At 44.9% G+C, this 19,632-nt stretch carries 22 protein-coding genes, 1 tRNA gene and 1 pseudogene; 14 read left to right on the top strand and 10 right to left on the bottom strand.

Annotation, left to right across the window (positions count from 1 at the left end; all coding sequences use genetic code 11):
* Positions 1-31: 31 nt before the first annotated feature.
* Positions 32-106 (top strand) — tRNA-Glu (locus tag IPJ70_01240).
* Here IPJ70_01240 and IPJ70_01235 read toward each other — a convergent pair.
* The 3 genes and pseudogenes from IPJ70_01235 to IPJ70_01225 all read right to left on the bottom strand — a co-directional run bounded on the left by IPJ70_01235 (position 69) and on the right by IPJ70_01225 (position 1,933).
* Positions 69-800, bottom strand: a complete 732-nt coding sequence (locus tag IPJ70_01235) for a zinc ribbon domain-containing protein (protein ID QQR82915.1) — start codon at positions 798-800, stop codon at positions 69-71. The genes IPJ70_01240 and IPJ70_01235 overlap by 38 nt on opposite strands.
* 336 nt (positions 801-1,136) lie before the next feature.
* Positions 1,137-1,616: pseudogene (locus IPJ70_01230) on the bottom strand (recombinase family protein).
* Between the two features lie 158 nt (positions 1,617-1,774).
* Entirely contained in the window at positions 1,775-1,933 is a 159-nt protein-coding gene (locus tag IPJ70_01225) for a hypothetical protein (GenBank protein ID QQR82719.1), read from the bottom strand.
* Positions 1,934-2,435: 502 nt separating this feature from the next.
* Here IPJ70_01225 and IPJ70_01220 point away from each other — a divergent pair.
* The 9 genes from IPJ70_01220 (at position 2,436) to IPJ70_01180 (ending at position 6,328) form a co-directional block, all read left to right on the top strand.
* Entirely contained in the window at positions 2,436-2,819 is a 384-nt protein-coding gene (locus tag IPJ70_01220; protein QQR82718.1) for a hypothetical protein, read from the top strand.
* A 110-nt stretch (positions 2,820-2,929) separates the two neighbouring features.
* Positions 2,930-3,187, top strand: coding sequence for a hypothetical protein (locus tag IPJ70_01215; protein QQR82717.1), 258 nt, complete (start codon positions 2,930-2,932; stop codon positions 3,185-3,187).
* Between the two features lie 245 nt (positions 3,188-3,432).
* Positions 3,433-3,648: a hypothetical protein gene (locus IPJ70_01210; protein ID QQR82716.1), complete on the top strand. Its 216-nt coding sequence runs from the start codon at positions 3,433-3,435 to the stop codon at positions 3,646-3,648.
* Between the two features lie 2 nt (positions 3,649-3,650).
* Entirely contained in the window at positions 3,651-3,863 is a 213-nt protein-coding gene (locus tag IPJ70_01205; protein QQR82715.1) for a hypothetical protein, read from the top strand.
* Positions 3,853-4,050 carry a hypothetical protein gene (locus IPJ70_01200; GenBank protein QQR82714.1) on the top strand — a complete coding sequence of 66 codons (198 nt, stop codon included), beginning with the start codon at positions 3,853-3,855 and terminating at the stop codon, positions 4,048-4,050. Before IPJ70_01205 ends, IPJ70_01200 begins: the two co-directional genes overlap by 11 nt.
* Positions 4,043-4,246: a hypothetical protein gene (locus tag IPJ70_01195; GenBank protein QQR82713.1), complete on the top strand. Its 204-nt coding sequence runs from the start codon at positions 4,043-4,045 to the stop codon at positions 4,244-4,246. Before IPJ70_01200 ends, IPJ70_01195 begins: the two co-directional genes overlap by 8 nt.
* Complete coding sequence (locus IPJ70_01190) at positions 4,227-4,937, top strand: hypothetical protein (protein ID QQR82712.1); 711 nt, start codon at positions 4,227-4,229, stop codon at positions 4,935-4,937. Before IPJ70_01195 ends, IPJ70_01190 begins: the two co-directional genes overlap by 20 nt.
* Before the next feature lie 153 nt (positions 4,938-5,090).
* On the top strand, positions 5,091-5,651 hold the full coding sequence (locus IPJ70_01185) for a DNA-3-methyladenine glycosylase I (GenBank protein QQR82914.1): 561 nt from the start codon (positions 5,091-5,093) through the stop codon (positions 5,649-5,651).
* Positions 5,652-5,725: 74 nt separating this feature from the next.
* Positions 5,726-6,328 (top strand): HD domain-containing protein, encoded by a 603-nt coding sequence (locus tag IPJ70_01180; GenBank protein ID QQR82711.1) that lies wholly within the window; start codon positions 5,726-5,728, stop codon positions 6,326-6,328.
* A 147-nt stretch (positions 6,329-6,475) separates the two neighbouring features.
* Here the strand turns inward: IPJ70_01180 and IPJ70_01175 are convergent, their stop codons facing one another.
* The 5 genes from IPJ70_01175 to IPJ70_01155 form a co-directional block, all read right to left on the bottom strand.
* Positions 6,476-7,879 (bottom strand): nicotinate phosphoribosyltransferase, encoded by a 1,404-nt coding sequence (locus tag IPJ70_01175; GenBank protein QQR82710.1) that lies wholly within the window; start codon positions 7,877-7,879, stop codon positions 6,476-6,478.
* Between the two features lie 16 nt (positions 7,880-7,895).
* Positions 7,896-8,801, bottom strand: coding sequence for an NUDIX domain-containing protein (locus IPJ70_01170; GenBank protein ID QQR82709.1), 906 nt, complete (start codon positions 8,799-8,801; stop codon positions 7,896-7,898).
* Between the two features lie 208 nt (positions 8,802-9,009).
* Positions 9,010-9,693 (bottom strand): NUDIX hydrolase, encoded by a 684-nt coding sequence (locus IPJ70_01165; protein QQR82708.1) that lies wholly within the window; start codon positions 9,691-9,693, stop codon positions 9,010-9,012.
* A 13-nt stretch (positions 9,694-9,706) separates the two neighbouring features.
* Positions 9,707-10,666, bottom strand: a complete 960-nt coding sequence (locus IPJ70_01160; protein QQR82707.1) for an AAA family ATPase — start codon at positions 10,664-10,666, stop codon at positions 9,707-9,709.
* On the bottom strand, positions 10,663-11,328 hold the full coding sequence (locus IPJ70_01155; protein ID QQR82706.1) for a nicotinamide mononucleotide transporter: 666 nt from the start codon (positions 11,326-11,328) through the stop codon (positions 10,663-10,665). The genes IPJ70_01160 and IPJ70_01155 overlap by 4 nt, the downstream gene beginning before the upstream one ends.
* 125 nt (positions 11,329-11,453) lie before the next feature.
* Between IPJ70_01155 and IPJ70_01150 the strand changes: the two genes are divergently transcribed.
* From IPJ70_01150 to IPJ70_01140, 3 genes are read left to right on the top strand one after another with little or no spacing between them, the layout of a single operon-like run.
* The gene (locus IPJ70_01150) at positions 11,454-11,924 is read left to right on the top strand and encodes a DUF4406 domain-containing protein (protein ID QQR82705.1); all 471 of its coding nucleotides are present in this window, start codon (positions 11,454-11,456) and stop codon (positions 11,922-11,924) included.
* Entirely contained in the window at positions 11,921-12,466 is a 546-nt protein-coding gene (locus IPJ70_01145) for a 2'-5' RNA ligase family protein (protein QQR82704.1), read from the top strand. The genes IPJ70_01150 and IPJ70_01145 overlap by 4 nt, the downstream gene beginning before the upstream one ends.
* A 35-nt stretch (positions 12,467-12,501) precedes the next feature.
* The gene (locus IPJ70_01140; GenBank protein ID QQR82703.1) at positions 12,502-13,524 is read left to right on the top strand and encodes a hypothetical protein; all 1,023 of its coding nucleotides are present in this window, start codon (positions 12,502-12,504) and stop codon (positions 13,522-13,524) included.
* A 65-nt stretch (positions 13,525-13,589) separates the two neighbouring features.
* On the opposite strand, the gene IPJ70_01135 is transcribed toward IPJ70_01140, so the two are convergent.
* Positions 13,590-15,341, bottom strand: a complete 1,752-nt coding sequence (locus IPJ70_01135; protein ID QQR82702.1) for a threonine--tRNA ligase — start codon at positions 15,339-15,341, stop codon at positions 13,590-13,592.
* A 42-nt stretch (positions 15,342-15,383) separates the two neighbouring features.
* Positions 15,384-18,620 carry a DNA polymerase III subunit alpha gene (gene dnaE / locus IPJ70_01130; protein ID QQR82701.1) on the bottom strand — a complete coding sequence of 1,079 codons (3,237 nt, stop codon included), beginning with the start codon at positions 18,618-18,620 and terminating at the stop codon, positions 15,384-15,386.
* Between the two features lie 232 nt (positions 18,621-18,852).
* Between dnaE and IPJ70_01125 the strand changes: the two genes are divergently transcribed.
* Positions 18,853-19,629 (top strand): hypothetical protein, encoded by a 777-nt coding sequence (locus tag IPJ70_01125; GenBank protein ID QQR82700.1) that lies wholly within the window; start codon positions 18,853-18,855, stop codon positions 19,627-19,629.
* The last annotated feature ends 3 nt before the right edge of the window (positions 19,630-19,632 follow it).

The following is a 19,632-nucleotide window of genomic DNA, read 5'->3' as shown; positions in this document are numbered from 1 at the left end:
GTTTCATCTTAGTTTGTGTGTCTCCGTATTTGGCCTCATCGTCTAGCCTGGTCCAGGACGTCGCCTTCTCAAGGCGAAAACTCGGGTTCAAATCCCGATGAGGTCACAAAACGATTTTCATCTGTACCAGAAGCTGCTTTTACCTTGTAGATAGGGGATAATTCAGCGGTTTTAAATCCAGGATACATGTACTGGAGATTTTGGGGAAACAGCACTCTACGTAGTGCTTTCAGTTCTCCAGGCTCTAGCATTTTCCATGTGAGAGGAAATTCGCTAATTAACCTCAGCCCAAATTGGGCTGATGAATCAGGGGTTGGATTTGAACGTGCAAGAATGACTCCCTCCGCTTGTAAATTTCTAATTTTTTCTTTTCTCTTACTACTCTCATGAAGATATGTTTTATCATCAATAATTCCACTCACACGAAGTTGTAAGAGTTCTTCCATCTCAATCTCCAACTTGGCACATACTCTCTCTACCTTACTGGTCTGGATCAGATTTTCAGCAGATTGCTTTTTGGACACGATCTTTAATGCTTCTCCCAAAGCCTCCATGAGAATAGGATCTGGAGTATATTTCTCAAGAAATTCAGTGAAGTCATTTTCCAAACTCTCTCTACGTATCGATTTTGCTTTGGAGCAAGAAGGATTCATACAACTGTAATAGGCATATTTTTTATTTCTCCCAGAAACAAACCCTCCGGATAGATTACCTCCACAATGTCCACACTTCACACCTCTAAGAGGAAACTCTGGATTGTTTCTGTTTCTTGGTTGTTTATGACCTCTATCTTTTCTCATAAGTAATTGAACCTCATTGAATAACTCAGCAGAAATGATTGGCTCATGTTTCCCTTGAACAGAGATTCCAAGTTTTGAAACCTCTACCCAACCATAATGTATTGGATTGCAAAGGATTTTATGAACAAGTTGTTTACTCATTGCTTGTCCATGCTTACTCTTCACGCCCCACATCTTATTTACTTTTTTTGCTAACTCAGAAAAACCAACTGTTCCTCTAGAGAACTCTTCGAAGAGAAACTTTACTACAGGAGCTTTTATTGGGTCAGGTTCAATAACACGCTTTCCAAGAACATTAGTAACATTTCGATAACCCCACGGAGCACCAGACGGCCAATATCCATCTTCAGCTTTTGAGCGCATTCCAAGAATAGTTCTTTCAGTTCGGATGTCGTTATCTAAGTTTGCAATTCCTGAGAGCATTAACTCAAAGAATTTTCCATAAGGAGTGTCTTCAATAGGTTCAGTAGCAGACCTCAGCTCCACACCACAGTCCTTGAAGAACTTTCGAAGCAGTGCGTGATCCATACTGTTTCGAGAAAAGCGGTCAGCTTTATAGACAACAATGAAGCCAACTTTGCCTGTATTGTGCAAGCAATATTCTCTCATCAGGTTCATTTGAGTACGGTCAGCTATTTTTGCTGATTCTCCCTCTTCACGAAAAACCTTAATAACAGTCAATTCATTTTTTCGAGCATACTCTCTGCACGCCTTTTCTTGATCCGATAGACTATATCCTGCTACCTGCTCTTGGGACGAAACTCTGGTGTAGATGACAGTAGTTTTTGGTCTGCTTAATTTTGCAATATTTTTCATAGTGAATGTATGTTTAATTTTCGCTCCTAATACACAGAAAACAAAATTTCTGTTTTTATAAAGAAATGGAGGTTGGTGTGTAAATGTGCTTTATAGACTAAAGAAACAAGTACACACCCTTCCACCCATTTCAGCAGCTTTCTCTGTGGAGAAAGCGTTTAAACTCTCCTCAGATGGTGTTTACGCACGATCTTGTCTAATTCAATAGCAAGATCGAACAAACTATCAACCATCACCTCTGCCTCTTCTTTAGAAGTACCTTTTCTACGAAGAATGATGTCTTTCATCTTTCTTCGTTCTTGTGGAGTAAACAACACAATGATTTATGTTGCTTCATATACAAGAGGTTGTTATAAAAAAACAACCAATGCACAAAAGCGAGTAGACAACCCTTGCGGGTTGCATAATCACTTTTAGACATCAGTTGGGCATTGCCCTTCATCTACCCCCTCACACTCAACCAGACAATCCTAGTTACTCTCAATTTATGCCTTAGTCAGCAAGTGTAATGGCGCAGCTAATGTAGGTATGAAACGAAGTTTCTGCCTCTACAAAAAGTGTTTCTTATTAATTGCCAATCGATCATGGCCTAGCAATAAGTTAGACCTTTTTATTTGAAAATGCAACTCTGCTTTCTTTAAAACGAGATAAGCGGTAAGATTTAGGAGACCTAAACCCCTTGTGGGCATGGTTACAAAAACGTTAGGCATGAAAAACCCGTCATTCAGGGCGTGCCTAACGTTATAGGGGGAAACTCCTATAGGGTCGCAAGACCTCCTGGTGGCGGGTTTTGTGTTTATTAATTAGGCAGATACACATATGAAGACCAACAACTTTATTCTTACGGCTCTAGTAGTTGTGCTTGGAGCTGTTTCTTTATTTTTCTACACCTCCAGCAGGAATACCGAGTTTTATGCCAACCAAGCAATCAAGTGTCGAGAGACTGGACAGGAAGAACACGAAAAAGAATTAGAAAAACAAACATTTGTCACTACATATTTTGAACCACAGTATATATACAACAAGAGTATGAAAACTTGCCTATACAAAGGTGGCTATAGTTCAGCGGGAGGCTCTTACTACTTTATCAAAGACCTCTATACGGGATTTTATGTTGCAGAATGGTCGTACGCTCTCACAGGAGAAACGATTACAGGTAACCCAGAAGAGTACCATGAGGCAGTGAGGGAGCTTGGGTTTTAGAAAAACTGATTTTTTTTCAAAAATCAAACGTTCATAAAACTTGTTTTACAAATCAAAATATCAGGCTGTAAAAATAGGTTAATATACCTAAATACTAAAATAACCATTTCATGATATTTTTTCAAAAAATTCAGAAACCTCTCATTATTTTATTACCCCTTGTAGTGCTGGTTGTTGCTATATTTGTTTATAAACAAAGAAACAAAAACGATACAGAAGCATGGATATATAGGGGTATGAGTTTCTATGAGGAAGGTAAGTGTACAGAAGCAGTCGCTGCCCTATATCACGCCTCAGCAAATGGAGACAAGTTTGCTGATAGACTATTAAGTTCTGTACTCAATAGTGAAGTGTGTAGTAAACAGTAATTGGTGGTCATTGCCCTGTAATACTGAAACCCTGTGTCAAATTGACATATGTACACCGATATATTGTGGTGCTCATATATAATATTCAAAAGTTAGACATAGCGTGGCTTAACAAAGCCACGATATGTTTTTATTCACCGTTGGTAAAACATAAATCTTAGTAATGATGGACAAAAATAGGCAAAATCATTGTATTTCAGGCTTATTTATGTTATACTGTCCATATAAGAGATAATAAAAAGTATATGAATGACTCAAAAACCCTTGAAAACATAGAAAAAAAGCTCTCTGCTATTTTGGCGGTGCTGGTACTTTTGGGGGACGAGGGACTCTTAAAAAGTAAGAAAGTCAAACTAGAGGTCGTACTAGACAAGATTGGGCTTGAAAGCAAGGATATAGCCACATTATTGGGTAAGGGTCTTCCTGCAGTTCAAAAGACACTACAGAGGGCTAAAAAATAACTATGGACAAAGAGATATTACAAACACAAAAAGAGGTGGTGATGTTATTGGCAGTTCTGGTGAAGCGTGGAGCTTTACAATCTGCGGTTATACAGGAAATGGGTCATGTGGGACTTTCCCCAAAACGTATTGCTGAGTTGCTTGATACAACACCAAACACAGTCAATGTTGCTTTACACAATGCTAGAAAAAACAAAAAGAAACATGAAAAATAAACAACAAACACATCTATTAGATGCAAAACTACAAAGAATTGCATCCCTTCTAGAACACTTGATTGCTGTCCAGATGTACAAGGGTGGTGCAGGACAAAAACAAATTGCAACAGGCTTGAACATGTCAGTTGGAAAAATTAATGGTCTAGTAAAGGGAATAAGAGTTCCCAAAGAAACTCATGACTAAAAAGAAACGAATGGCTCTTACCACAGAAGAAAAACTCTACAAAGGGGTACAGGCTTTATTTATCCTCCATGCCAGACAAGTAGGTATGGGGAACAAGGAGATGCGCGAAATTCTTGGGATTGACCAAGCAGACGTTGATGCTGTGGCAAAGATTGTAAATAAGACAATAAGAAAATATGGGAAAGATACTGCGTAAAGAAATTCGTGAGCACCTGATAAAGACACTTAGACTCACAAAAGGCTCTCTTGCTGTCCGTATTTCTGAAATCAAATATGCACACCCACAACTTACACCAGCAGCTGCAGCACAGTATTTGGCAAGAAAAAAAGGAAAATCCCTCATGCGTTTTTTGGACGATGATGATAAAAAATCATTAGCCACAGTTACTACCATACCTGTTGTGCCAGTGGCTGCGCGTCCGAGTGTTAGGAGTGGAAAGCGCCCACTTCCTCCAATTTTGGTCTTTCCTTCCACAAACAGTTTTATCCTACGACATGTTGAGGAAATAAATGGAACTTACCATGCAAATTGTTGTACTGCGACATTTATTCTTTGCCGAAAGGTAATGGAAAATTTGATAGTACAAATCCTTAAGAAAAAATTTCCGAGTGTAAAGAATAAAAAACTGTACGAAGACAACACAAGTAGGAGATCTTTGGACTTTAGTATTGTGTTAGACAATTTTTTTAGGTCACGGACGAAGTTCTCTATTTCGGGTTCAAGTGCTATTGAACGAATCAAACAAAAGGCAACTCCTTTTAAAGATGACGCAAATGATAAAACACATTCTCTTTTTCATATTGCTTCAAAAAAAGAGATGGAAGATGCAAATGTACAAGAGATATTTGATCTCATCACTGTTGTAATGAAAGAGGTGGGTTTATAGATTTTAAACTCATTAAGGGAGTATCTCTTGTAGTTGAGCTGTTGGTGTAGAAACATCTTTTTGGAGGCTAGAGAATTTAGAGGCTATACTACTGAGCTCTTGGAGAAACTGGACTATTGGTTTTGAGTTCTGTATCGTTAGGGTCACAACATGATAAAACGTTGTCCGTGGGTTAAAGAAGGCGACGCGCTGTATGAAAAATATCACGATGAAGAGTGGGGTGTTCCTGTGTATGATGACAAAAAGATATTTGAATTTTTAGTGCTTGAAAGTGCACAAGCAGGACTCTCGTGGCTCACCGTGCTTCGTAAGAGAGAAAACTACAGAAAAGCATTTGCACAGTTCAATCCTAAAAAGGTGGCACAGTTTGGAAAAAAAGAAGTACGGCAGCTTCTAAAAAACGAAGGTATAATCCGCAATCGTGCAAAAATTGAAGCGGCAATAAACAACGCACAGCGTTTCCTTGAAGTACAAAAAGAGTTTGGCACATTTTCAAAATATATTTGGTCTTTTGTGAATCACAAACCAATGACGCACAAAATAAAAACTCTCAAAGAGTATCAACCAAAAACAAAAGAGTCGGATGCACTTGCACTCGATTTAAAAAAACGTGGTTTCAAATTTTTAGGCTCAACAACTATCTATGCGCATATGCAAGCAACAGGTATGGTTAATGATCACACTGTGTCGTGTTTTCGATACAGAAAAGTATAAAACGATAGTTTATAGACAGCCCATTTCTTTTGTGACATAATTTGGGTAGACCACATACAGCCCAAGGAGGGGTGATGAATAAAAAGATGCAGTTCCTCACCGCCGCAGAGAATCGTGCGAGCTTTTTCAGAAGGGTGGCCCTCTACTACCCGACGCTTGATTGGCGCTACAAGCTCATTGAGCAGGCGTACAACGACGCCAAGGACGCGTTTCGTGGGAAGTATCGCGATGACCAGAAGACGAGGTACTTCGAGCACATTCGTGCCGTTGCCCTCATCCTGCTCGACTATCTGCGCATCAGGGACTACGAACTCATCGTCGCCGCGCTTCTCCATGACATCGTCGAGGACATTCCGTCCTGGACCATTGAGCGCGTTCGGGTGAAGTATGGAGAGCGGGTCGCGCTCTACGTGCAGTACCTCACGAAGCCATCCAAGGAGGAGTACGCGGACCGTGATGAACGTGAACTCGTGTACCACACCCGCTTCGATGCAGCACCACGTGAGTTCTTCCTGATCAAGTTGGCTGATCGTCTTCACAACTTGCTGACGCTCTACGCGTGTACACCGGAGAAGCGTCAGCGGAAGATTGTCGAGACGCGCCGCTACTACCTTCCACATGCTGAGAAGCACCTCATCTTAATGCACGAGATCGAGGATGCTCTCGCCGAGCTGTAACCCTAAGGAGTTGTTCTTGGTTAGGCCGCTGTTGTAAGACAGCGGCCTTCCTCGTTATAGATTTTATATATAAAAAGAAACCGCCATCGACGTGATGGCGGTAAAAAGAACGAAAGAAGAAAAACAGATGAGAGGATCGAGACGACGTCAGCCGATGAGGGCACGTTCACGAATCTCGGCGAAGGTGTACTCCTTGAGGAGCTCACCGTTCTCGAAGACCGTGACGAGCTCGTTGGGGAGCCCCGACCGCATCGCCTCTTCCTCGCGCATCGTCTTGTACGTCTTGTCGTCCTTGACGAGGACGAGACGTCCAGCCTTCGAACGCTTGGAGTGATCGGTCACGGGATCCTTCATGATGTCGTCGTGCCAGAGGCCGTCGATACGGACAGCGCAAGCCTTGAAGGCGAAGCGCAGGGTGTCGCGATTCACCTTCTGCAGCAGGCCGCCACCGGAACCGAATGCGACGTTGTCGGCCGACCATCCGTGCTGCTCCATCGCCTCGAGCACCCGGCGCAGCATCGAGAAGTCGATGCCGTCGCCCTGGATGACGCGTACCTTCGGATTGAGCACCTTGTAGCCCTTGCTGTTGATGCTGTAGCCGAAGGCGTTGCCGAGGATGTCGAGCACCTTCACCACGACGTCGGGCGGATAGCCGCTGTCGGGGCGAACGACGAGGACACCGTCACGATTGATGACCGCTTCCTTGAGCTCCTTGCCCCACAGCTGGCTGCAGGCGTTGTAGATGTCGTAGCTGTCGGAGACGACGGCGACGAGACCGGAAGGGAACGAGGTCAGCATGTTGCGGTAGGCGTCGACCTCGTGCTCCTTGCCCCACGACGTGATCGTGGAGTGCTCCGCAGCGGGGATGGAAAACCCCGCGCACTCCTCGCCGTAGAAGTCCTCGATGACGTCGAGCGCTACCATCGTGTCCGTCCCCTTGAAGGAGACGAGATGGGCAGCGCCGCCGATGCCAGCGGACTCGTTGGACGTCGAACCGCGGTACCCGAAGTCGTGGACCTTGAAGTCGACGAGTGAGGGGTCACCGGTCTTCTCGAGGAACGAGAGGACGAGCTTGCGCATCGCACGGCTCTGGGTCGCGACGGTCGAGGGGTACCACACCTGGGTGAGGATGGTCTCGATGTAGTTCGTGAGCCAGGGCAGCTCGGGGTCCGTGTTCTCGATGGTCATCAGGACGTTGCTCGTGGGAACCGTGGTTCCTTCGGGAACGGCCTTGATGCGGATGGGGAGCTTGCCGCCGTGGACATCGATGATCCTACGCCAGCCCTTCTCGTTGAAGAGCGTGTCGGAGCCGAAGTGCGCGGCGAAGCGCCGACGGGCCTTGGCGATCGTTTGCTCGGTGACCACGACACCCTCGAGATACCGCTTGAGGATGTACTGGAGACCGAAGAAGGTCACGCCGGGGAACTCGCCCCCGCGGCTCTCGAAGAAGGAGAAGAGGATCTCGGTCTTCGGAGGGTACTGCAGGTGGTGCGAGACCTTGTAGCTGTCGGTGCGAGTGACGGTGTTGCCGAGCTCGATGTGTGCGTTCATGGCGTTCTCCTTGTTGTCACAGGGTCTGGTTGAAGTGCTTGAGAAGCATGAGCCCGAGAGGCTCGTGCTCCGGAACGAGATACTCTATCACGTGAGGGATAGGGACCCACACAAGACGATCGAGGTCGTCGCTGGCGCAAAGCGCACCGAAGATGTACGTAGCGGTGAAGAAGGTCGTGATGACGCTGTCTCCGGTGCCCCGATACCTCCAGTCGTCGATTCTTGCGGAACCAACTTCCTTGAGATCGGCGATTTCGATGCCCGTGGTTTCTTCGTACACTTCTCGCTTAGCAGCGACTGCATACGAGGTATCCTTCGGGTCAACGAATCCGCCGACGAAGCGAAGCTTGCCACCGTCCACATTCTTACCGCCGAGAAGGACCTCATTGGTCTCACGTTTGATGATGGCGATGTCAACCGTGGGGTACACGGCCGGCGGCCTGCTCATCTGCGTGTGGATGACACCTTCACGAAACTTCACCGAGTCGGTGATGTTCGCGAGACGCTCACGGTTCTTCGTACCGTTGCTCGTTCCTAGAGGAGGGACAAGGTGTGTTGCATGCACACCGGTGTAGAAGTCGATGAAGGAATCACGGGAACCGTACAGTGTGACGGTGTGGCCATCAACACCACCGGGAAGGGCAGAGGAGATGGCGAGGTCCAGCTCGGTACTCCAACGGGAGTCGAGTTTGGTATCGCGAAGCGGGACAATGATCGCGTTTGGATACCGGTTCGCGATCATCAGCCGGCGCATCTCGAAGGACAGGGGGTTCTTCTTGGTGGGGAAGGATCGAGCTGTACCGAGGATGATGAGTAGGTTGTCGCAGCGCGAGTTCACGTAGTCGATGAGGTAAGTGTGCCCCTTGTGGAGTTTCGCTACCTGGAACCTGGCGACGACGACGCCAACAGTTGTGTTTCTCATGTCTGTGTATTCTCCTTGTCAAAGAACGCTACGAATTGAGAGGGTAGATATTGTATACATTACACTAAGTAAAGGTAAAAAATATATGCCCTCAAAACTCTGTACTAAGTGTATGTTATACAATAAGTATCTGGCTGTCAAGCACCTTAGCAAATCAATATGGGGGATAACTAAAAAGCCCTTTGGTAGGGGCTTTTTAAAGACACGTTTAGAGAATTTCGATCTCTTTAACTTTAGGAGACGCGAATGTGTAGAGTGCTGCAGGACGAAACGCAACACCGGTTCGTTTGTGTGGAAGTTCTTTGAGGATTTTCAGTTTCAGAATTTTTTTACGAAAGTTTCGTTTATCAAATTGGGTTTTAAGAATACTTTCGTATGTTTTTTCTAATTCTGAAAGTGTGAATTCTGCTGGCATGAGTTTACTGACGATGGTTGTGTACGTGGAACGTGATCGTAGACGATTTACAGCAACAGTGAGAACTTCATCGTGGTCATATGCAAGTTTGTGTGCACTCGAGACAGATACCCACTGTGCGCCATTGGTATCCATTTGCTCTGTTGCTGAGAGATTTTCCCAAGGGATCAGTGCGGTATGTGCGACAGCAACGACACGTCCTCGTGGATCGCGGTGTACAGCACTAAAAGTGTATAGTTGTTCAATATATAGTTTACTTGCTTTGATGTGTGCCTTCTCCTCTATATGACGAAGTGCTGCTTCGTCAGCTGTTTCTTTTGGGGTGAGTAGACCACCAGGAAGTCCGGGAATATTTTTAAAGTGGGGAGGGCGATCAACATTTACGAGACGTACAAGTAGTTCTCCATCTCGAACGGTAAAGATAGCTGTGTCAGATGCAAGTATCGCAAACTTAACGTGTGGTGAGTTGGGTGTCATATACTTTGTATAGTTAAACTAAAATCTTTTCTATAGCACTGATAGACTGCTGTAGTCTTTCTTCGGGGGTACCTTGTACTAAGACGTATGTTCTTCCTGTCCGTTTCATTTCTTCAATGAACCAAATGTGCATTTCGTGACGAATGTTTTCACCATCTCGAGTGCCATCTTGCACAAAAGGAATTTCGTCTCCGGTAAGTATGTATAAATCCACCCTCCTTTTATTAGCAATTTTTTGCACTTCCGGCGAATAAAATCCCATATAACGTTTGTGCCATATTGATGTAGCAAACGCATCAGTATCGCTAATCAAAACTCCATATGCGTTTCTGGCCAGCTCATCTTCACGACGCGAGTGCTCTGAGGCGATATGAATAAATTCATCCGTACTCCATTTTTTATCAGGATCTTCTATACGATGTAAACAGTATTCCCGACCATATTCAGGTACCCATGTGGTTTGAAAATGTTCCGCAAGTGCTTTTGAAAGTGTTGTGGTTCCTGTTGATTCCGCACCTAGCACAACGACACGTTTTGCATAGTGGGCTCGTACAGGAGGTGCTAGGTAGGCCCAATTTGCGATGGCATCATTACGAACTTTCGTTCCAGAGATAGGAATGTGTACCCGGTGTTTATCAACAATTATATGCCGTGAGCCCATGAGTTTTGCGTACGGCTCACCATAGTCTTCTGAAGTGAAAACAATATCCGGTGCTTCGCCAAGCACACGAAGTGTATATGTTGCCCACCCTTGTGTATCATCATCTGCAAGTGTGTCAGGTATGAGTCGTACCTCAACATCGGGATATAATTCTTTGATCCAGTTGGCACGAACATGGCCAAGCACTGTTTGTTCTGCTTTTTCACAGACCCAAACAATCAAATGGTCACAATTTGCTCTCGCTACATCAATCAAATACATATGACCAAGGTGAAACGGATAGAATTTTCCGATAATGAATCCTTTTATCATATGGTTTTTTGTAGCGATTGTTGTTTTTTGTAAAGTTTACGCCAGGTAGTGAGTCCGTTTACAGCAAGAATAAAGAAGATAACATATAGAATAGATACAAAGTGAACATCTTTTATCCAGTAGAGCCAGATACCAATAATATCCACAAGAATCCAAAGATACCAAGCCTCGAATTCTTTGTGTATAAGTAAAATTGTTGCTACAAAACTCATGATTGTTGTAAACGAGTCGAGGTAAGGGAATGATGCTGCTTCTGTAAAAACTTTTGGAAAGTATACATTGAGATGGGCATCCACATATCCTAAAATGAGTGTTCCGACAAACGTGATAAGTATCCACCCCAGACGAGATGTGAAAGAAAGAGCGAGAACGGGCTTCTCTTCTTTTGCGCTCTTTTTACCCGTACTCCACGCCCACCAACCCCAGAAACCTGTGAGGAGGAAATAGATTTGTTCAAGAAAATCAGCATATAAATTAATTTGAAAGAAAAGAAATCCAAAAAGGATAGTTGCCACAATACCAACAGGCCAGTTGAGTGTTTTATTTTTTGCTACAAGATATACGCACCATATATTGAGGAGGGTACCAAAGAACTCAATATAGCTCATTGGATATCCGATAACTGTAAAAACTATATTATTGACACTAAAGAATCCGTCCATAAGATTTAGGGATTAATCAAACTAATATACTCTGAAGAATATACCTTGGTTACTTATTGTCAAGAGTACAGTAAGGAATGTTCCAATTTTTTGGAGTTGTTTTATGAGGTGATACAATCGTTCTTATGTCGAAAGAATACTGGACACAAGAGGACAAAGATGCGCTGGAAACTGCACAATCGTATGGTGAACTTTTTACAATTGCCAAACGCATACTCGATCGTATGCCAAGACCGCGAGGACAAATGTGTGGCCCTATTTCAACAGGTGGCGCTGGTTCTGTAGAAGCAAACCTAAAAAGATTTGATGTTGCACTCGAACATATTTTACAAAATGACGTTGAGGTGTTTAATCAAATGCCGTTTGAAGTTCCGATGCAGCGAATAAAGAAAGAACTAGAACCGAATGTTTCATATTCCATGCGATTACTTGAAGAATTTTATTCGCCTATTTTTGAAAATAAACTTGTAGATACCTTATACTTTCTCCCTGACTGGAAAACATCTCGTGGTGCGAATTGGGAGCATGATCAAGCGCAACGTCTAGGTATTGAAATTATCTATTTACCAGAGGATTTGTTTAGTACAGGAATATGAGGTATTTTATTGGTTTTGCAATTCAAGAAGAAGCGGGGAAATGGCACACAGCACTTGCGAAGGATATTTCCGAAAAATTTGATACGTGGAAAATACATGAGTACATTCCTTCTCACATTACATTGTATCGGCCCTTTAACATGGATGACGTTTCTCCAATAAAAGATTTATTGCGAGCGTGGATACAAAAATATTCTGTTTCAGGAACGTTAACGCTTTCTGGGTTTGATCGCTTCGCAGATAGGGTGGTATTTGCTGCTGTTGATATGGAAAAGAGTACCGAAGACGCTATCGCAGACATACGTCAAAAAATTATGGCAGTACTACCAAAAGAAGATTTTCCGAATTTTGTTCCCCACGCAACACTTGCTGACAATGACGTATCTCCAGAGAAAATAGAAAAAATTTGGAAGTACGTGAATACGCTTCCTAAACCATATTTTGTTGTGCCGTTTGATAACATCACCCTTTTTCGTAAAGAAGGTGAAAAAAAGTGGGTTGTGGATGAAATGTTTCCAATAACTCGTGTTGACAACATGTAAATTCTGGTGTAATTTGCTGGCAGTTGGAGACAGAGATGTTCTGTTTTCTGTCTCAAAAAACTAGTTCTTTAACAGAAAGAAAGGAGTTACACATGCTGTTCGTGTTAGTTGATACGGGACGCCGTGGAATGGATGTCCCAAAGGGAACTAAGAGTCTCGTTGAGCGGTACCTGCAATTTGCAGGATTCCCGCTCTCTGATCGTGAGGAGACGTGGACGCTTCGTCTCGGACCCAAAGTCAAAGGGACCACGCACCGGCCGGAGTTCAAGGTGCTCGGTCATGACGATCGACGAGGGAGCATCGCTGTGTACGTGAAACCGGGGAGCAACGATTCAGCGCACGAATGCGGACTCGTCGTCCCTAACGGCTACTCCATCATTGCTTGCTACAAGGCGTTGGAAGCGGCGCAGAAGCGCAATTGGGCTCCTGAGGTTGTTTCCGAGTCGCCACAGGCGACGATTCCTGTTCCGGAGACCATTCCAGTGACGCCCGTTGTTCCGGTTGTGTTGTCGCAGCCGGTCACCATTCGCGAGCAGGCTGAGATGCAAGGGCTCTCGCCCGTTGCGCACGAGTCACTTCGTGGCTTCAGTGAGGATCCCAATCAGTTCGGGCTGGTGCTCATTCTCTTCCAAGAGAAGGTGGGCATCGGCGAATGGATCTCCTCAACCTCGGCGCTGGAACTCGTCAAGGAACACGTGATGCCTAGGGTGGACAACCGTTCCGTCGGGCGAGCCCTCGGAGCTATTGCGCGAAACGGTTATCTCGAAGTCGAGCGCAACTCCGAAAACCGGCCACTGCGTTTTCGGATTTCGCCAGAGGGAGAGGTGTTTCTCCGGAAACTCTCTCCTATGTTGGTGGAAGTTCCTCAGACACCCACGGCTCCTGAGACGGTGGAAGTTCCTCCGACACCCACCACGGTTCTCGAGTCGGTTGCTGTGGATCTCTCCGGCATTGCAAATGCAATCGACACGGCAATTGCGGCGCAGGAAGAGAAGATTGCGCTCGCACGGACACAGCTCAAGCGTTTGCGCGATGCAAGGTCGGCGTTAGTGTCGTAAGCAGATGTTTTTACAAAAAGGGGGTTGAACCATGCGGTTCAACCCCCTTTTTTTATTTCGATATTTTAGAGAGCACGGGTAGAGATTTCTGTTTTGAGTTTTGCAATAAGAGCTTCGAGAGAAATAGTTTCTTTTTCACCAGAACGTTTTTCAAGAGTGAGTTCACCGCTCTCTATTTCTTTGTCACCTAGCACAATTGCATATGGAGTTTTTTCAACTTTCCACGCGCGGATTTTTTTACCAAGCATTTCGTCGCTGTCGTCACACAATACTCGCACTTTCTCTGTCTTGAGTGCATTAGCGATTTCACGTGCCTTTGCGTTGTGCTTTTCTAACACAGGAATCACAGTGACTTGTGTAGGGGAAAGCCACACAGGGAACAAACCAGCGGTGTGTTCAATCATAATACTCATAAAGCGTTCAATAGAACCCATGATTGCAGCGTGAATCATTACCACACGTTCTTTTTCACCTTTTTCATTGATGCATGAAAGGTCAAAACTTTCAGGCATGTTCATATCCAACTGAATTGTGGCGACCTGCCACTCGCGTCCCAAAGAGTCTTGTGCCATGAAGTCCAATTTAGGACCATAGAAGGCAGCTTCACCAAGGCCATCAATCGCGGTGACACCTTTTTCTTTTATAATTTCTGCAAGCATTCCTTCGGCCACCGCCCAACGCGCTTCATCACCGAGGTATTTGTCTGGGTGTGCGGGATCGTGTGTTGAGAGGCGAACAACAAGTTGAAAACCAAATGTACCGTAGAATTCGTGCACAATATCCCATACCTTAAGAAACTCATCTTTCACTTGTTCCATACGACAGAATACGTGAGCATCATCTTGTGAAAAACTTCGAACACGCGAAAGGCCAGAGAGTTCTCCTGATTGTTCATCGCGGTAGCACGCAGTTGTGTTTGCATATCGTTGAGGCATCTCACGGTAGCTCCACTGTTTGCGGTCAAAAATTTGCGTGTGGTGCGGACAATTCATCGGCTTCATCGCAAAGAGGTGTCCCTCACGGGTGGTAATCTTGAAGAGTTCATCTTGAAACTTTGCCCAGTGACCAGATTTTTCATAGAGATCTTTTTTGGTGATGTGGGGAATTTCAACTCGTTCGTATCCGCGTGCGCTGCGTAGTTCCCACACATAGTCATCGAGAAGATTGCGGAGCATTGTTCCTTTTGGAGTCCAGAGGGGAAGACCGCTTCCAACAAGGTCTGAAAAGACAAAAATATCCATCTCGCGACCGAGTTTTTTATGGTCACGCTTCTTTGCCTCTTCAATTTGTGTTTCGTATGCGTCGAGGTCCTCTTTAGTTGCAAACGCAAGACCATAAATACGTGTGAGCATTTTGTTCTTTTCGTCTCCACGCCAATAGGCACCTGCGAGATGAGAAATTTTAAAACCATCAGCAGCAATATCTTGAGATGGATGTTCAACATGTCCTCCACGACACAAATCGGTAAAACCACCACACGTGTAGAGTGTAATTTTTTCACCGCGCTCTACGATTTCGTTGATAAGCTCCTGCTTGTACTCATTGTTTGCAAATTGTTCCCAGGCCTGTTCTTTCGAAACCTCCTCGTGTGTAAATTCTTTCCACGATGACAGCATCTTTTTCATTCGCTTCTGAATCTCTTTGAGGTCAGTGTCGACAATCGGGGTAGGAAAGTCAAAGTCGTAATAAAAACCATTATCGATTGCGGGACCAAGGGTTGGTTTTGCGTCAGGGCGCACTTCTAAAACTGCTGCAGCCATAAGGTGCGAAAGGGTGTGGCGCATGGGCGCGAGCTCCTCGGGTGTATGTTTTTCCATAGTACTCGTAATGGTATCGTTACAAGACCAAAGACACAAGGGCTATTCGGCGATTTTTTGTAGTGGAGGCGGTGTACCTAGTCCATCACCAAGAGGTTTTACTTTGTCGGCAAGCATGCTGATTTCACCGTTGCGTAAAGAAATTTTCCCCTTAACTCCCACACAACTACCGACAACGAGTAGATTTTTATATTCTTCATACACTTTAGGAAAGAGAACAAGTTCAAGTGTTCCTGTGTAATCGCTAATGTGTACGAACGCCATTTTTTCATTTTTCTTGGTCATGATAGGGCGAACATCTTCGACGAGGCCATAGATCACGGATGTCATACCTGAGGGAAGTGTTTTTATTTTTTCTACGTTTGTTGGTACTTTTTCTAAAAATGCTTTATGTACGTCCAGTGGATGACCAGAAATGTACAAACCAAGAAGTGCTTTTTCCCACGCAAGTTTCTGTGCCTGTGTTGCCGCAGGGGCATCTTCTAAGCGCATGTGTGATGTAAAAGGGCTTTCCACTCCGCCAAAGAGGGAGTCTTGTGCTTTTCCGCGTGCGGACGATTCTTTGTTGAATGCGAGAAGGGTACTGACATTTGCGAGCATGTGTCCGCGTTCACCAAAACGGTCGAGCGAACCAGATTGAATAAGTGCTTCAAGAGATTTTTTGTTGAGGTTGCGATCGTGGATGCGATCAAGGAAATTTTCAAGTGATTCGTACGGACCATGTTGTTTTCGCTCTTCAATAATGACATCTGAAATACCTTCCCCAAGATTTTTAATTGAGTACAGTCCAAATCGAATTTTTTCGGTGTCGTCAGTTGTCAAATCTTTGGTTACGACAGAAAATGCTCCAAAACTTTCATTGATATCAGGAGGGAGCACTTCAATACCCATAGCAACACATCCTGCGATGAGCTCAGAAATTTTTTCAACGTCACCCGCATCAGCCGAAAGCACCGCTGCCATGTACGCTGTTGGGTAGTGTGCCTTCATGTATGCTGTTTGGTAGGCAAGTCGGCCGTAACTTGCAGCGTGTGCTTTATTGAATCCATATCCTTGGAATGGTTCAAAAAGTTTCCACATATCTTCAGCTTGTGTTGTTGTCATTCCAGAGTTTTTGACACAACCTTCCACGAAGATGACGTGTTGTTTTGCCATTTCTTCAGGAATCTTCTTTCCGATTGCTTTACGGAATTTGTCCACGGTCTCCCACGTGTACCCCGCAAGTTCGAGTGCTGTGGACATAAGGTCGTCCTGGTACACAAGAATACCGTGTGAACGTTCAAGGAAGTTTTTCATTTTTGGATGCATGTAGATGACCGGTTTTTTGCCATGTTTGCGTGCGATGTACTCTGGAATGTTATTCATTGGACCAGGTCGATAGAGGGCCACCATAGCGTTGATGTCGTGGATATTTGATGGGCGAAGTTCTTTGAGAAATTGTGTCATGGCTTGACCGCTGAGTTGAAAGACCGCCATTGTGTCTCCACGTGCAAGCATGTCGTACGTTTCTTTGTCATCTATAGGAAGTGTCTCGACATCTATTTCAATGCCATAGATTTTTCGTACGCGACGGATTGCCTCTGAGAGAATGGCGAGGTTTTTGAGTCCGAGGAAATCGAATTTGAGAAGCCCGACATCTTCAACGGCATGCATGTCGTACTGTGTGAGGAGTTTCCCTTCACCTTTTGGATCAAATTGTGTTGGAACAATCTCAACGAGCGGAATAGGGGAGATGACCACGCCGGCAGCGTGCACGGAAATGTGGCGTGCACATCCTTCAATTTTCTTTGCCATGTCGATAATACGTTGGGCGTCTTCATCTCGATCATAGAGTGCTTTCAAATCTTTTTCATCTTTCATCGCACGATCCAAACTCATTGGAAATCCTTGTGAACCCATAGGTATGAGCTTTGCAATTTGGTCTCCAATAGCATAGTCAAAGCCGAGTGCACGAGCAGTGTCACGCACCGCACCACGCGCCATCATCGTTCCAAATGTTCCAATTTGTGCAACATTATCTGCTCCGTATTTTTCACGAGCATACGCAATCATGGTGTCGCGTTTGTTATCAGCAATATCTAGATCGATGTCGGGAGGTGAAGGACGAAGAGGGTTGAGAAAGCGTTCGAAGGGGAGCTGGTATTCAAGTGGATTAACAGTTGTGATACCAAGGACATATGAGACGAGTGATCCAGCAACCGAACCACGAGTGTTGGTCAAAATTTTGTGTTCACGAGCATATGCAAGTAGGTCTCCTACAACGAGAAAGTATGGAGCGTATCCTTTTGAAATAATAGTATCGAGCTCAAAGTCCAATCGCTGTTGTATCTCAGGTGTTTTAGTAAGCTCGCGTCGTGTGAATCCTTCATCAACACGTGTACGGAGCTCACTTTCGTACGTTGCCCCTTCAGGAAGTGCGAGATTTGGAAACATCCAAGAGCCCAGAGGAATGTCGATGTGACACCGGTCGGCAATGTTGAGAGTATTTTCCAGTGCTTCAGGTGTGTCTTTAAAAAGTTTCTGCATTTCATCTGGTGACAAGAATGAGAAGTCTGCTTCAGATGATGTGAATCCTCCTCCGCGGAAATCTGAACCAGATTGAATAGAAAGGAGCGTCTTGCGTGCCATCATGTCGTCAGGTGAAAGGTAGTGGACATCGTTGCTGGCGATGAGTGGTGTGTTTGTTTCTTTTCCGAATGCAATTACTTTTTGAACCAACGCCTCGTGTCCATCAACATCGGGATGGTGTGTAATTTCAAGATAAATATTTTCTTTTCCAAATGTTTCAAGATAAAAAGAGAAAGTGGTGTTCAGACGTTCGGTATCGTTATTACGTAGTGCATTTGAAAGTGGACCGTTAAAAATAGGCAAAATAGCAATGAGTCCCTCGTGGTATTTTTGAAGAAGTTCTCGATCAACGCGTGGGCGATAATAAAATCCTTCGGTGTGTGAGTACGTGACCAGTTTGATGAGATTTTTGTATCCAACGTCATTCATTGCAAGAAGTACAAGTCGATCGCGCTTAGCATCTATGCCCGGTTCTTTGTCATGTCGTGTGCGTGCGGCGACATAAAAATCAACACCGAGAATTGGTTTAATTTCAGCTTTAAGGCACGCTTTGTAAAATTCAATCGCACCGTACATATTTCCATTATCAGTAAGTGCGAGTGCGGGCATTTGCAACTCAACAGCCCGAGCAACAAGTTTCTTAATCTTTGGAAGTGCAGAAAGAAGAGAGTAGTGCGAATGTGTATGAAGGTGTACAAACGGGGCGGTCATATGTTCCTCATTGTACGTTCTTACGTTCAAAATGAGGAGTGGATTGTCGAGCGTGTGTATATGGGACTGTTTCTACTGCTTGCTGTCAAATAGAGATAGTATGTGGTAGCTGGTATGTGGGGAAAGGAAAAAAGAAAAATGTAGCGAAATCACAGAAGTTCGACTTCTACTTCTATAGGTGCGTTTCCTACGGTATACTCTATGTATATTTCACGTTACTATTTCCTAACCCATGCCCACCTCCTGCCCAGAACTCATGATGAAGTACCACGCGTGGAAAGACGCGGTTGCTACTCTGCGACAGGCAGCGGACACCCTCATGCACGAAGGTACACCCGATGCACACGAAGCGGTACGCACAGCACAACAAAACACCACACACCTCCAACAAGAGTACCTCACCTACGCATACGAACCGGTTACCTTTGAAGAACACACCCTCTTTCGTATTGAAGCAGAAGCAGGAACACGTATACGTGGTTTGATGGGTAAGGACGTTAGGTTTGGTTTTGAACACGAACACATATCGCGGGTTGGGTTTTCCGCTACACAACCAACTCCCGAACTCAACAAAGCTCTTGCCATGATGGTGGTACTCAAAAAGTGTGGCCTCGACCTCTGGAACCTCACCTCCGCAGAAGGTCTCACACTTCCACACTCCATTGGTGGTAATCTCTACCTCAACAACCTCACCTCCGCAGAAGGTCTCACACTTCCACACTCCATTGGTGGTAATCTCTACCTCAACAACCTCACCTCCGCAGAAGGTCTCACACTCCCACATACAATCGGTGGCAATTTCTACCTCAACCGTCTCACCTCCGCAGAAGGTCTCATCCCCCCACATTCCATAGGTGGTTTCCTCGACCTCAGTAGTCTCACCTCAGCAGAAGGTCTCATCCTCCCACATACAATCGGTGGTGACCTCTACCTCGGCAGCCTCACCTCCGCAGAACGAGACACACTACGCGCGAAGTACCCACATATAACAATCAAACCCACCCCCTAACCT

The organism is Candidatus Campbellbacteria bacterium, from assembly GCA_016699465.1.
Lineage (GTDB): Bacteria > Patescibacteriota > Minisyncoccia > Phycocordibacterales > EsbW-18 > EsbW-18.
This window is presented reverse-complemented; position numbering and strand designations above follow the sequence as displayed.